Raw genomic sequence first — 13,368 nt, forward strand, 5'->3', positions numbered from 1 at the left:
ACATGAACTGGATCACAAACTACGTACGCCCTCGGATCAATTCGATCTTTTCGCGCCGCGAAGTGCCTGAAAACCTTTGGCACAAGTGCGGCGAATGTGGAACCATGCTGTTTCATCGCGAGCTGGCGGAGAACCAGAATGTCTGCACCCAGTGCGGCCATCATATGGCGATCACACCACGGGACCGATTCACGCATCTGTTTGACGGCGGTATTTTCTCGGAAGTTGAGGTTCCGGCCCCAAAAGATGATCCGCTGCAGTTCCGCGATCAGAAAAAATATCCCGACCGGATGAAGGCTGCCCAGAAAAAAACCGGTGAGAAAGAGGCGATGCTGGTCGCCCTTGGCGAGATCGGCCGTACACCGATTGTAGCTGCCGCGCAGGATTTCTCGTTCATGGGCGGATCAATGGGCATGTATGTCGGCAACGCCATCATCGCCGCCGCACAAGAAGCTGTGAAGTTGAAACGCCCGTTGATCCTGTTCTCGGCTGCAGGCGGTGCGCGGATGCAGGAAGGTATTCTCAGCCTTATGCAAATGCCCCGCACGACGGTGGCAGTTGAAATGCTCAAAGAGGCGAACCTGCCCTATATCGTTGTGCTGACCCACCCGACCACAGGCGGCGTCACCGCATCTTATGCCATGCTGGGTGACGTTCACATTTCGGAGCCCAATGCATTGATCTGTTTCGCCGGACCACGCGTTATCGAACAGACGATCCGCGAAAAACTGCCCGAAGGATTCCAGCGCGCCGAATATCTGTTGGATCACGGCATGCTTGATCGCGTGACGAAACGTACCGAGATGCGGGAAGAATTGATCACGATCACCCGCATGCTTATGAATCAGCCCCCAGCGATCAAAGGCGACTTACCCGCGCCTGAACCCGAAGAGGCCACTTCAGAGGCGCCTGTCGAGGAAGCGGTCAAAAAATGACCGCCCAATCCTCGGATGTCATCCTCGACCGGATGATGGCGCTGCACCCCAAGATCATTGATCTGACCTTGGACCGGGTTTGGCGTTTACTGGCTGCGCTCGACAATCCGCAAACAAGACTGCCGCCTGTCATCCATATCGCTGGAACCAACGGCAAAGGCTCGACCCAAGCCATGATCCGGGCAGGTCTTGAGGGGGCAGGGCGCGCGGTCCATGCCTATACGTCTCCACATCTGGCCCGGTTTCACGAACGAATCCGGTTGGGTGGTGAGTTGATTTCCGAAGCCGACCTCACCGCCGTTCTGGATGAGTGTTATGCCGCCAATGGTGGTGAAAACATCACCTATTTTGAAATCACAACCAGCGCTGCACTGCTCGCGTTTTCTCGTTCAAAAGCCGATTATACATTGCTTGAGGTTGGATTGGGCGGGCGACTGGACGCCACGAATGTGATTGATCAACCTGCGTTGACGGTAATCACACCCGTCTCAATCGACCATGAGCAGTTTCTTGGCGATACACTTGGCAAGATCGCCGCTGAAAAGGCGGGGATCATCAAGCCAGGGGTTCCCTGTATTGTCGGCCCGCAACAGGATGAGGCGCTGGAAGTGATCGAATACACTGCGGCTCGTCTTGGTGCGCCGCTGTTCATACACGGGCAGCACTGGCATGTGCATACGGAGAATGGTCGTCTAATTTATCAGGATGAAACCGGGTTGCGAGATCTGCCCATGCCGAACCTGTTGGGGGGGCATCAAATTCAGAATGCCGGTGCCGCACTGGCTGCATTGCGTCACCTACAAATGGGTGATGATGCCTACGAGGCTGCGGTCACCAAAGCCGAATGGCCTGCCCGAATGCAGCGGTTGAAAACCGGCCCTCTGGTAGAGCAAGCCCCTCAAGCCGAGCTGTGGCTTGATGGCGGTCACAATGCAGCTGCAGGGGCAGCGTTAGCTGATGTTTTATCGTCATTGCCAGAACGACCGACGCATATGATTTGCGGTATGTTAAACACCAAGGATGTCACTGGCTATCTCGCACCTTTGGCCACAAAAGCTGCCAGCCTGACCGCTGTGTCCATTCCCGGCGAACAGAATACGCTGAGCGCTGAAGACACAGCCGCAGCAGCATCCAAAGTGAATCTGACCGCGACAACTGCTGACAGCGTTGCAGACGCGCTTGCGGCAATCACTGCCCAAACCCCTCACGCGCGGGTTTTGATTTGCGGGTCCCTCTATCTCGCAGGGAACATCCTCCGAGAAAACGCCTGATCCTGTACCAGACTAAGAAAACTACTAGGGAGACCGGCCCATTTAGGGCTGGGCGGGCGTAGAACTCCCTATTTCCCCCAATCCTTATCCTGCATCTCACGCAGCCGTGACGCCGTACGTTCGAACTCGAACGTGCCTTCCCCTTCGACGTACAGCATCTCGGGCTCGGCAGCGGCAGAACAGATTAGCCGGACCTTACCCTCATACAAAGCGTCAATCAGGGTCACGAAGCGCTTGGCCTCGTTAAAATTGTTGCGTGACAATCGCGGGATGTCTTCCAACACCAGCACCTTCAGCGCTTCTGCTATTGCCAAATAGTCACCGGGGCCCAGCATCCGTCCGCAAAGATCATAAAACGATGCTCGCGCCACTCCGTTTCGGAACGCGGGCAGAACAACTTCGCGTCCCTTGACCTGCAAAGCCAAAGGCTCCGCCGGCCCACCTGACAAATCATTCCACACAGCACGAATCTTCTCTCGCGCCTCGGGTCCGATGGGCGTGAAGTAGACCGGAGAACCTTCAAGCCGGTTCTGCCTGTAGTCGGTGGGTGAAACCAGCTCCCATACTTCCAATTGTTCTTTGATGTGCTGGATGAAAGGCAGAAACAGTTGCCGGTTCAGCCCATCCTTGTACAGATCATCCGGATGGCGGTTTGATGTCGTGACAACAACAACCCCACCATTATGAAGCAAATCAAACAGCCGTCCGACGATCATTGCATCTGTGATATCGGTGATCTGCATCTCATCAAAAGCCAGAACACGCACAGACTTGACCACGGCATCGGCGACCGGCGCCAGCGCATCTTCGACACCGTCTTCACGTGCCTTGTGCAAGCCTGCGTGAATTTCCTGCATGAATGCGTGGAAATGGACCCGACGAACCGGGGTATCGCCCAGTGTCTCGACAAACATGTCCATCAGCATTGACTTGCCGCGCCCGACGCCACCCCAAAGATACAAGCCTTTGGGCGGCGGAGGCGCCTTGCGAAAAAAACTACGCTTAACCGGTTCAGCTAGTGCCGCCCGAATGCGATCAAACCGGGGTAGCACCGCTTCCTGGGCGTCATCCCGTGTCAGAGAACCATCGGCGATGCGATCTTCGTAGAGCGAAGTTAAATCCGTCATGTCTTGAGCCATACCGCCCGGTTCACGTATTGAAAAGAAACCTTTTTCCCGACACATCAATTTTGCTGAACTGGCGTCGCAAAACTCCTGAATTGACGTCTGTGGTCGCGCCGCTAACGTCTTTACGAACCACTCTCCGGAGGCCCAATGCCGCAATCTACCCGCCTGATGAATCCGATCCTGATCGTCGGTTGCATCGTCATTACCGTCGGATTTGCGGTTCGCGCTTCTTTCGGCGTGTTTCAAATCCCAATAGCAGATGAGTTCGGTTGGCTGCGTAGCGACTTTTCTATGGCCATAGCGATTCAGAACCTTGCCTGGGGAATCGGTCAGCCGATCTTTGGTGCTATCGCGGAAAAGATCGGTGATCGGCGCGCCATTGTTCTGGGTGCTTTGACTTATGCGGCGGGTATGGTGCTGACGGCTTGGTCAGTGACACCATTTGAACATCAAGTCTATGCGTGGCTGGTGGGTTTTGGGATCGCCGGAACAGGGTTTGGCGTTGTGCTAGCAGTTGTTGGTCGTGCCTCATCCGACGCGAACCGGTCAATGTCACTGGCGATTGTCACAGCGGCGGGTAGCTTCGGGCAGGTTATCGGTGCTCCGACGGCCGAATGGTTGCTGACTTTTCTGCCCTGGCAGCAGGTGTTCCTTGTCTTTGCCGCAGCAATTCTCGCTTTGATCCTAACCTTGCCGTTTATGCGGGCGCCTCTACCGATCAGCAAAACTGAGTTCGAAGAAAGCATGGGGCAAATCCTTGCCAAAGCCTTCCGCGACCCTTCTTATTCACTGATTGCGATTGGTTTTTTCAGCTGTGGCTATCAACTGGGCTTTGTCACTGCGCATTTTCCCGCCTTTGTTACCGAGATGTGTGGCCCGATCCAGCCCGGGGGCCTGTTGTATTCAATGGGCATCACCACGACATCGGCCCTGGGTGCAATAGCCATTTCGTTGATTGGGTTGGCCAATATCGGTGGAACGCTTCTGGCAGGCTGGGCGGGAAACCACTTTCCGAAGAAATATCTGCTAGCTGCCGTGTATACTGGCCGTACGATTGCGGCAGGGGCTTTCATCGTGTTCCCAATCACGCCCTTGTCGGTGATCGCGTTCTCACTGGTGATGGGATCGCTTTGGTTGGCAACAGTGCCGCTGACGTCTGGACTTGTCGCGCATCTTTATGGCCTGCGATACATGGGAACGCTCTACGGCATCGTATTCTTGAGTCATCAAATCGGAAGCTTCCTGGGCATCTGGCTGGGCGGACGCATGTACGATCAATTTGGTGATTACACCATGGTTTGGTGGATCGGAGTCGCCATCGGGGCCTTCAGCGCCATCATTCACCTGCCCATCCGGGAAAACCGCGAACCAGCTAGCGTGGCAGTCTGACCTAATCGGCCTCCTCCTTGGTCAACAGTCCCTCCGACACCAACCGATCCGCCCAACCTTCAGGGCCGATGAAGTGATGGGTCTGCCACCCTCGCGCCTTGGCTGTTTCGAGGTTTTCGATCCTGTCATCAGCAAACAAAAGAGCAGCAGGGTCGATGCCGCAATCGGCCTCTACCATCTCATAAATAGGGGTATGAGGCTTAACCGCTTTCATCCGGCCCGAGACATACTGGCGATCAAATTCGTTCAGAAACGGATAAACGGTGGTGGCATAGTCGAAGTTCTGAACCCCAAAATTGGTCAGCGCAAAAACAGGTATTTTCTTGGTGCGTAGCGCTCGCAACAGTCGTGCGGAATGCGGGATTTCAGGCGCGGCTAGCTCGATCCAGTTGTCGTGCCACATCCGAATTTCGTCTCGCCAATCTGGGTACTTGTCCGCCCAGCTGTAAATCGTATCGGTGAAGTGATGGCCCTGATCCACCAGATCATTCATTCCATGCAGATCGACCTCGGCAAACATGGCACGCCGACGTTCCTCGCCGATCACGCGATCATAGTAGCGCTCGGGTTGCCATTCGATCAGTACGTTTCCGATGTCAAATATGACGGCTTCGATGGTCATACGGTAATCCCATACCTAATCAATTGCCGCCGACTGAACCAAGCACCGGACGAAGATGCAAGCACCATCCACAGCGCGGTAAGCGCTGCCCGGCCGAACGGGACGTTGCGCATCTTTGGTGCGCCACGGACCGGCGTGAGCGCTACCCGCGCAATGCGGCGCGTATCTCTCGCTCAAGTACGTCAAGAAAACGCGATCGATCTGCTTTGCCGAACGATTTGCCGCCGCCGCCAGTTCCCAGAGGATTTGCAGCACGAAGATCTGCCATCAGATCGCGCATCGCCAGTTGTTGGCCGATATTGGCTGCCGTAAAGGCCTCACCGTTCGGGCGCAACGCACGAGCTTCGGCTTCAATGCACTTCGCGGCAAGCGGGATGTCTGACGTCACCACGATATCGCCTGCACCGCAGCGCTCTGCGATCCATTTATCCGCCTCATCCGCACCGGCCGCGACAATCACCACCTGCACCAGCGGGTTGGCCGAGGGGCGCAGCCCACCATTGGAGACCAGGACCATTGGCACTTTGTGTCGGGTTGCGACGCGTTCGGCCTCGGCCTTCACAGGGCAAGCGTCGCCATCGATGTAAAGCGTCGTCACGCGTCTTTGGCCTTTGTCGACACTTTCGCCTTCGAGGTGGATTTGCGTACCTTGAACTCTTCGGGAATAGGCATCCGGTTAAAAGCGTCCAATCCCGCAATTTTGTAAGCTTCGGCCAAAGTCGGGTAGTTGAACGTATTTTGCACGAAGTAATCCACCGTGCCTTTCAGGTTCAGCACCGCCTGCGCAATATGGATTAGCTCTGTCGCCCCTTCACCTACAATCTGCACTCCCAATACGCGGCGGGTCTTGAGCGAGAACAGCATCTTCAGCATCCCATGTTCCAACCCCATGATATGCCCGCGCGAGGTTTCGCGGAACCGAGCCACGCCGACTTCGTAGGGGATGCCACGTTCCTGCAGTTCTTCTTCAGACATGCCGCAAGTAGAGATTTCGGGAACCGAGTAGATCCCGTACGGATACCAGGGGCTTTCCGGCAAGGTCGGTGTCTCAAGCGCATGACAGGCGGCGACTCGCCCTTGCTGCAAAGACGTTGAGGCCAGCGAGGGATGCCCGATGACATCTCCGGTGGCATAGATATGAGGCACCGAGGTTTGATAACTCTTTCGGTCCACGCTGATCCGATTGCGATGATCGGTTTCAATCCCGACAGCGTCTAGGTTCAGGGCCGAGGTTGCACCCATGCGCCCCGCGGCAAACAACAACATCTCAGCCCGGACATGGCGCCCGTTGTCCAGTGTAATCTCGACATGACTGCCCGCATCTTCGATCTTTTCGACGGCCGAGCCCAACCGCAGATCAACACCATTTTCACGAACTTGGTGTGTGAAGTCGTGGATGAGCGTTTTGTCGATGAAATCTAGAAATGTCTCGCGTGGTTCAATCAGCGTAACGCGAACATCCAGCGCTGAGAACATGGTCGCGTATTCAACACCGATCACACCGGCACCGATCACACAAAGCGAACGCGGTATTTCTTCCATCTCTAGGAAGTCATCTCCGTCGACGACGGTTTTGCCGTTGAAGGGAACGTAATCGGGGCGATATGTTTTGGTGCCGGTCGCGATCAGGAATTTTGCAGCTGTCAAACGCGTTGTTTCGCCTGCATCGGTTGCGACCTCAACCTCATGCGGTCCGATGAACTTGGCTAGCCCGCTCAGCGTTTCCACATGGTTTCGGTTAAATTGGTGTTCCAGCACGTCGACCTCATGGTCGAGCGTCATGTGTAGCCGTGCCTTCAGATCTTCCGCACTGATCTGATCCTTTACCCGGTAGGAGCGCCCATAAAAACTGCGTTCACGCCAGCCTGACAGGTTCAGCACCGTTTCCCGTAGAGTTTTGGACGGGATTGTCCCAGTATGCACTGAAACGCCTCCCAAACGGTCTTTGCGGTCAATCACCAGCACCCTGCGCTGCAGTTTTCCGGCCTGAATAGCCGCCGCGCGCCCCGAAGGACCTGAGCCAATGATGATCAGGTCATAATCATATTTGCTCATGCCTTATTCCCCATACAATGCTTCGGCGTGGAAGGTGATGTGGTCCTCCATGAAGGTGGACACGAAATAGTAGGAATGATCATATCCCGGCTGCAGACGAAAGGTGGCTTGTTGGCGACGTTCGACGATTGCCTGCGCCAATGCTTCTGGGCGCAACAGGTCCATGAATTGGTCATTTGCACCAGTATCGATCAGGATGGGACCGTTGAAGCCGGTGCTTTTCATCATCGCTGACGCGTCATGCTTAGCCCATGCCGCTTCATCATCGCCTAGATAGGCGCTGAGCTGCTTGCGACCCCAATCCGCCCCTATCGGGTTTGAAATCGGCGAGAAGGCTGAAACCGACCGATACCGCCCAGGCAGATTCATCGCCAGCGTCAATGCACCATGTCCGCCCATCGAGTGCCCGGTGATTGCCTGACGGTCGGCATCGATTGCAAAGCTCTCTACTAACAGCGCAGGTAGTTCCTCGGCGACATAGTCCCACATGTTGAAGTGAGGCACCCAAGGTTTTTGTGTAGCATTGACGTAGAATCCCGCGCCCTGACCAAGGTCATAATCTTCATGATCCGCGACCCCATCTCCGCGAGGTGACGTATCGGGGAACACTAGAGCAATACCTTGTTCTGCCGCCCAGCCTTGCGCTCCGGCTTTGGTCATTGCGTTTTCATGTGTGCAGGTCAGGCCTGATAGATACCACAAAATCGGAACTGGGCCGTCCTTTGCCTCGGCCGGAAGGAAAAGGCCAAATGTCATATCACATTTGCAAGCCGAGGAGGCATGGCGATAGACGCCTTGCATACCGCCAAAACAGGCATTTTCCGAAAGGGTTTCCATCGCTCTGATCCTTACGTTGTGTCGGCGTCATGGCTATCGCTCTGTCGCGTCCGCGTAAAGTGCGGGTGCTACCGGCGGGTGGATTTTTAGAAAAGTTTGAAGATCAGAGGGTGCTGACCCAACCAATTACCAGCGGGACAGTCAGGATGCTGGCCAAGGTTGACAATAAGATTGCCGCAGATGCGCGCTGCGGGGCCACACCGTAATGCGCGGCCAGCATGTAGACATTGCCCGCGACGGGTAAAGACGCCGCCGCGATGGCGACCATGGCTGGAAAGGATGCAACCGGAATCAGCCAGATCACCATAATCGCGACAAAAAGAGGATGTAGAACCAGTTTGCTAAAACTCAGCCAACCCGCAATCTGTATGCGTTCCGCCGATTTGTCGGCAAGTGACGCGCCAATGGCAAACAACGCACCCGGTGTCGCTGCACCCCCCAGAATTGTTAGAAAGTCGTTCAAAGGGGCTGGGACGGGCACATTGAATGCCGACCAGATCAACCCGGCAGAGATTGACAAGATCATTGGGTTTCTCAGCAAGCCAACCCCAATCAAGCGCACCGTCGCAAGACCGAGCCGGCCATCTCGACCAGCGTTGATCAAAATCACGATCAGAGAGGAAAACACAACAAGATCAACGGTTAGAACCAGCATCACGGGTCCTATGGCCGCTTCAGAAAACAAGAGCGCCAGCATTGGCAAGCCCAGGAACCCCACATTGCCGATCGCGGCGCATTGAGCTTCAACGGCAGCCGTCGGAATATCCAATCCGCGCAGATAGGCGACGGCCGTCGCCAGTGTATAAACACCCGCCGTTCCAATCAGATACCCGATCACAAGACGACCATTGAAGATCTCGGCAAAGGGCAAGGTGGCTGCAAATCGAAACAGCATTGCAGACAAGGCGAAGAAAAATACGAATTTGGTCAGATAAGCAGTTGCCTCGGGCGGGAAAAATCGGCTGCGAGCGGCGCAAAATCCCAGGCCGATGATTGCGAAGAACGGCAATGTGCGCAGAAAGATCTCAACCATGGCTGTGTGTTAGCATGAAAGGCCGGGGTCGCAAGGGCGACGCGCGGCAGAAGCTACTCTTGACGGTTAAACGTTGTGACAAAACCGCGATCCAGTTGAAATGCGTTGAAACTGAACCGAACGGTTTATAGTGTTGTAGAATATCGCATTCAGGAGAAATCATGACTCAAGCCGCCGCCATCCTGCGTACAGGCCGAAAATTCGATCAGGTTTTGCGCGGGGCGCGCGAGGTGTTCATGGCGGATGGGTTCGAAGGCGCGAGCGTTGATGACATTGCGCGATCAGCGGGCGTGTCGAAGGCCACTCTCTATAGCTACTTCCCCGACAAGCGTCTGTTGTTCACCGAAGTCGCCCAGACTGAGTGCCGGTTAATGTCCGAGCGTATCCTGTCAATGATTGACGAGACCAAACCTGCGCGCGAGGTGCTAACAATTGCAGCAACTCAGCTTACTGCATTTCTGGTTTCAGACTTTGCGCAGCAAGTCTTTCGCATTTGCGTCGCCGAGCGAGACAGGTTCCCGGAACTCGGTAAGGCCTTTTTTGAAGCGGGCCCTCAGAATGGTCGGCGGCAGATGGCAGAGTATCTGACCAAAGCGGTCGCAAAAGGAGAGTTGGCTGTCGAAGACGTCAATATTGCGGCCGAGCAGTTTTCGGAGCTGTGTAAGGTAAGGCTATGGGGACGGGCCGCTTTTGGTATCCAAAACAATTTCAGCCAAAGCGAGATTGACGAGGTTGCTATGCAGGCGGTCGATATGTTTATGGCACGATACGGCGTTTGAGTTTGACGACCCAACGTCAGAGCAACGAATCGATTCTGTTAAGTTTTGTGGTGCGGGTGGAGGGACTTGAACCCCCACGCCTTGCGGCGCCAGAACCTAAATCTGGTGCGTCTACCAATTTCGCCACACCCGCAACCCGATGCCAAAGCATCGCGACGAGGCGCTCAATAGCAAAGCTTTTGAGGGAGCGCGAGAGGTAAAGTGCGACAATACACAAGATTATTATCGCCATCCGAGAAACAATAAGACGTCGAATTGCACTTCATCCAAACTCCTGAGAATCGAGTGCAAGTCCGAAGTGGCAATCCGTCGAAAAGGAAATGTCTTTGAAGGGCGGGTTTATTTAGATCAAAGTGCAGAGATTTTCTGTTCGTCGAGATGTCAGAATAGGCTCAATCTTGACATTATTATTGTTTCCAAAAGGTGAACTTGCGGACCTTTTTTGATCGTAAGTGTGTTGCACCTATAAGTTGAGCTCACCACGAGGTTTGTGGACGAAGGGTCGCCAGAGTGAAATATTGGGTGTTGTATGAGTAGCCTGAAGGAAATTTAAGCAAAGCTACACATAGTGAGGGGGATCGATTAATTTTGTGAAAAAACAAATAAATATAAGATATATTGAGGCTCAACTCTGATCCAGCGCACCAGATTAGAGTTGTCAGTATTGGAATCGGTTACGGGTCCAGTTGGTGCGTGCTTTTCAGGCATTCTCTTATAGGTTGAGGTATTTATGAGGTCCGCCACCTTATTTGTGCCACATTTCAAACGCCAAAATATCCTATTCGCGTCAAAATAACACCGCGGAAATCGTAATTGATTGAACGCAGGAGTTAATGAGTCTTTTTGCCTTCTGGCACCGTGCGAGTTTCTGCTCAACTCCAGAACAAGGGTCTCTGTCGTGACCAACCTGATCAAATCCGCTGCTTCCGAGCAGGACGTTGTAAGTCTTGCCCGAGAAAGTTTTATCGGCGAGCTAAAAACTCTGAACCGCCAGCATCCTGGCACGGGTTTCGGCGTTGCGCTCAAAACCCACTCGGGCAATCGCTATTTGCTGGCGAATGCCCGCATGCCTTTGCCGGCAAACAAATCAGAAGATTTTCCAACGGGGCGCCGCGTCGCCTGCCTGGAAAATGGGGAAGGCTTCAGTTCTATCGAAGTGCTTGCTGATTCCTTCGCATATGAATCAATTTCACCGCAAACCGAGGCTGTGATCCTCGGTAACGCATTGGACCTTATCGCGCGCATCGACACGCTTGCGAGCTTGCCGGACGGGGCAGGGGACCAATTTGCCGCAACAGGTACCGGAGGCTAACCATGGCGCGTAACGACCACCTTCTGTCTGTAGGAAACGAGGCTCTGTCCGAAATGACAGAGACAATGACTTCGTTGACGACGCAGATCGACCAACTGACAGAGGTAGCGGATGCGCGTTCTTCCGCGAGGCTCGCTGCGCTCAAGACTAAAATGGAGAATTTTTCAGCCAGCGTCACAATGGTGGGGCAGGTAAAGGCCGGGAAATCGTCCATCGTCAACATTCTGGCGGGGCGGCCAAATCTGCTACCCTCGGATGTGAACCCATGGACGTCTGTGGTGACCACGCTGAATATCAATACCCGGACTGAAGGGGGCACCAAGTCCAAGTTTACCTTTTTCGAGCAGGAAGAATGGGACAACCTGATGGTTGGCGGCGGTCGCCTGGGCGAACTCGCAAACCGTGCTGGTGCTGATGATGAGATGGATGACATCCGTCGTCAGATCGGGGAGATGAAGTTTAAGTCCGAGCAAAGGTTGGGCAAACACTTCGACCTGATCCTTGGCCAAAGTCACCAGTATGACTATTTCGATGATGAACTTGTCCAACGGTATGTCTGTCTTGGGGATGAGGATGACCCAGATATCGACCCAAAGACGGGCCGCTTTGCGGATGTGACAAAATCAGCAGAGCTGTTTATGGATATCCCGCAATATCCGATTTCGCTTAAGCTTTGCGATACGCCGGGCGTGAACGATACATTCATGGTGCGCGAACAGATCACTTTGCGCAGCCTGCGAGGGTCAGAGGTTTGCATAGTTGTATTGGCTGCAAGCCAGGCACTGACCACGATGGATATGGCGCTGATGCGTATTATCGCTCAGTTCGAAAACCGGCAGATCATTCTGTTTGTGAACCGGATTGATGAATTGTCTGACCCGGTCAATCAGGTCCCCGAGATTCGCGATCGCATCCAGGACACTCTGAAGCAGAACAACATTGACGCCAACACAAGCGTTGTCTTTGGCAGCGCCCTGTGGGCTGAGGCCGCTCTCACTGGAAACCCGGACATTCTGACAGAAGAATCGCGCGAGGCATTGAACACTTTCTACCTGGCTGCCGGTTTCGGCGATCAGGCGGCGTCACTCGACAAGATCTGGGCGCTTTCCGGCCTGCCCGATTTGTTGCTCGCGATGAATGAGCGTATTGCCGAAGGCGCCGGAACGCGGCTTTTGGATCGCGTCCGGCATCGGGCGCGCAATATCGCCAGTCAGATTCGGGCGACAGCTGTTGCTAAGACCTTATCAAACTCGGATGGAATTGTTCGGGATTTAGATGGTGCGTCGCCAGAAGACGCGATTGCGAGGGTTACAGCCGAATACGAAAAGAAAGCTTCCGAGCTGACAACCAAACTGCGCGACAAGGTACTGGAGCGACTTGCCTCGGCAGAAGCGAATTTTGTCAAGCGCGCGACCGATTCTCTGATCTCACATCTTGAGCAAAATGGAGAGCAGGGTACATGGCAATATGACCCGGCCGGGCTGCGAACTTTGCAGAAAGCCGCATATTTCAGCTTTGCCCGTTCGATGCGCAAGGAAGCCGGTGCGCTGTATTCGGCTGCTGCGGCGGATGTTGAGGCTCTGTACCAGAAACTATTGGGCAACCATTTGGGTGAATTCAATATCGAAGCTCCGATCGTGCCACGCGTGCCTCCGCCACTCGGGATTGGGCGCACTATTGCGCTGGACCTGCAAAGCACATGGTGGCGCCGATGGTGGCAACGCCGAAAGGGCTTTGAGGCCTATGCCGCAGACTACACGCGCTTGATCGCATCTGAGGCGAACTCGATCACCAAAGATATCGAGGAGAACCAGATTGCCGCCGTGCTGGAGAATGTACGTGCTACGCTGACCGACTTTATGGTCGAGCAGAAAGATACGTTGCTCAGCATCTCGCATTCACCTGACAGGGCTGCGGCACAGATCGCCGAGCAGAAGCCACAGAAATCGCGCGACGATATTCTGGGCGATATCCTGAAAGACCTTAGTAACGAAGCAGCATAAGAAGA

The 13,368-nt window shown here is 54.5% G+C and carries 12 protein-coding genes and 1 tRNA gene; 6 read left to right on the forward strand and 7 right to left on the reverse strand.

Features of this window, described 5'->3' with window-relative positions; translation table 11 throughout:
- Positions 1 to 2 precede the first annotated feature (2 nt).
- Both accD and ACR0JR_RS05540 read left to right on the forward strand, forming a co-directional pair.
- The gene (gene accD, locus ACR0JR_RS05535; RefSeq protein WP_170780391.1) at positions 3 to 935 is read left to right on the forward strand and encodes an acetyl-CoA carboxylase, carboxyltransferase subunit beta; all 933 of its coding nucleotides are present in this window, start codon (positions 3 to 5) and stop codon (positions 933 to 935) included.
- A complete protein-coding gene (locus ACR0JR_RS05540) occupies positions 932 to 2,206 on the forward strand; it encodes a bifunctional folylpolyglutamate synthase/dihydrofolate synthase (protein ID WP_170780392.1) in 1,275 nt (424 codons plus the stop codon). The genes accD and ACR0JR_RS05540 overlap by 4 nt, the downstream gene beginning before the upstream one ends.
- A 68-nt stretch (positions 2,207 to 2,274) precedes the next feature.
- On the opposite strand, the gene zapE is transcribed toward ACR0JR_RS05540, so the two are convergent.
- The gene (zapE, locus tag ACR0JR_RS05545; protein WP_170780393.1) at positions 2,275 to 3,333 is read right to left on the reverse strand and encodes a cell division protein ZapE; all 1,059 of its coding nucleotides are present in this window, start codon (positions 3,331 to 3,333) and stop codon (positions 2,275 to 2,277) included.
- Between the two features lie 147 nt (positions 3,334 to 3,480).
- Between zapE and ACR0JR_RS05550 the strand changes: the two genes are divergently transcribed.
- A complete protein-coding gene (locus ACR0JR_RS05550; RefSeq protein ID WP_480455346.1) occupies positions 3,481 to 4,722 on the forward strand; it encodes an MFS transporter in 1,242 nt (413 codons plus the stop codon).
- Between the two features lies 1 nt (position 4,723).
- Here ACR0JR_RS05550 and ACR0JR_RS05555 read toward each other — a convergent pair whose 3' ends face one another.
- The 5 genes from ACR0JR_RS05555 to ACR0JR_RS05575 all read right to left on the reverse strand — a co-directional run bounded on the left by ACR0JR_RS05555 (position 4,724) and on the right by ACR0JR_RS05575 (position 9,269).
- The gene (locus ACR0JR_RS05555; protein ID WP_170780395.1) at positions 4,724 to 5,344 is read right to left on the reverse strand and encodes an HAD family hydrolase; all 621 of its coding nucleotides are present in this window, start codon (positions 5,342 to 5,344) and stop codon (positions 4,724 to 4,726) included.
- 142 nt (positions 5,345 to 5,486) lie between these two features.
- Positions 5,487 to 5,942, reverse strand: coding sequence for a YaiI/YqxD family protein (locus tag ACR0JR_RS05560; RefSeq protein WP_170780396.1), 456 nt, complete (start codon positions 5,940 to 5,942; stop codon positions 5,487 to 5,489).
- Positions 5,939 to 7,399, reverse strand: coding sequence for a Si-specific NAD(P)(+) transhydrogenase (gene sthA, locus ACR0JR_RS05565; RefSeq protein WP_170780397.1), 1,461 nt, complete (start codon positions 7,397 to 7,399; stop codon positions 5,939 to 5,941). The genes ACR0JR_RS05560 and sthA overlap by 4 nt, the downstream gene beginning before the upstream one ends.
- A gap of 3 nt (positions 7,400 to 7,402) precedes the next feature.
- On the reverse strand, positions 7,403 to 8,236 hold the full coding sequence (gene fghA, locus ACR0JR_RS05570; protein ID WP_480455347.1) for an S-formylglutathione hydrolase: 834 nt from the start codon (positions 8,234 to 8,236) through the stop codon (positions 7,403 to 7,405).
- 103 nt (positions 8,237 to 8,339) lie between these two features.
- Positions 8,340 to 9,269: an AEC family transporter gene (locus ACR0JR_RS05575; RefSeq protein ID WP_480455348.1), complete on the reverse strand. Its 930-nt coding sequence runs from the start codon at positions 9,267 to 9,269 to the stop codon at positions 8,340 to 8,342.
- Positions 9,270 to 9,430: 161 nt separating this feature from the next.
- On the opposite strand from ACR0JR_RS05575, the gene ACR0JR_RS05580 reads away from it, so the two are divergent.
- The gene (locus ACR0JR_RS05580) at positions 9,431 to 10,048 is read left to right on the forward strand and encodes a TetR/AcrR family transcriptional regulator (protein WP_480455349.1); all 618 of its coding nucleotides are present in this window, start codon (positions 9,431 to 9,433) and stop codon (positions 10,046 to 10,048) included.
- A 48-nt stretch (positions 10,049 to 10,096) separates the two neighbouring features.
- Here the strand turns inward: ACR0JR_RS05580 and ACR0JR_RS05585 are convergent.
- A tRNA-Leu gene (locus ACR0JR_RS05585) sits at positions 10,097 to 10,181 on the reverse strand.
- Between the two features lie 765 nt (positions 10,182 to 10,946).
- Between ACR0JR_RS05585 and ACR0JR_RS05590 the strand changes: the two genes are divergently transcribed.
- Entirely contained in the window at positions 10,947 to 11,360 is a 414-nt protein-coding gene (locus ACR0JR_RS05590; protein ID WP_170474967.1) for a hypothetical protein, read from the forward strand.
- A 2-nt stretch (positions 11,361 to 11,362) separates the two neighbouring features.
- On the forward strand, positions 11,363 to 13,363 hold the full coding sequence (locus ACR0JR_RS05595; RefSeq protein WP_170780399.1) for a dynamin family protein: 2,001 nt from the start codon (positions 11,363 to 11,365) through the stop codon (positions 13,361 to 13,363).
- Positions 13,364 to 13,368 lie beyond the last annotated feature (5 nt).

It is taken from the genome of Ruegeria sp. AA3, assembly GCF_056542905.1.

Coding starts and splice junctions, on each gene's coding strand:
- accD (WP_170780391.1), top strand. CDS start 3: ATGAACTGGATCACAAACTACGTACGCCCTCGGATCAATTCGATCTTT.
- ACR0JR_RS05540 (WP_170780392.1), top strand. CDS start 932: ATGACCGCCCAATCCTCGGATGTCATCCTCGACCGGATGATGGCGCTG.
- zapE (WP_170780393.1), bottom strand. CDS start 3,333: ATGACGGATTTAACTTCGCTCTACGAAGATCGCATCGCCGATGGTTCT.
- ACR0JR_RS05550 (WP_480455346.1), top strand. CDS start 3,481: ATGCCGCAATCTACCCGCCTGATGAATCCGATCCTGATCGTCGGTTGC.
- ACR0JR_RS05555 (WP_170780395.1), bottom strand. CDS start 5,344: ATGACCATCGAAGCCGTCATATTTGACATCGGAAACGTACTGATCGAA.
- sthA (WP_170780397.1), bottom strand. CDS start 7,399: ATGAGCAAATATGATTATGACCTGATCATCATTGGCTCAGGTCCTTCG.
- fghA (WP_480455347.1), bottom strand. CDS start 8,236: ATGGAAACCCTTTCGGAAAATGCCTGTTTTGGCGGTATGCAAGGCGTC.
- ACR0JR_RS05575 (WP_480455348.1), bottom strand. CDS start 9,269: ATGGTTGAGATCTTTCTGCGCACATTGCCGTTCTTCGCAATCATCGGC.
- ACR0JR_RS05580 (WP_480455349.1), top strand. CDS start 9,431: ATGACTCAAGCCGCCGCCATCCTGCGTACAGGCCGAAAATTCGATCAG.
- ACR0JR_RS05595 (WP_170780399.1), top strand. CDS start 11,363: ATGGCGCGTAACGACCACCTTCTGTCTGTAGGAAACGAGGCTCTGTCC.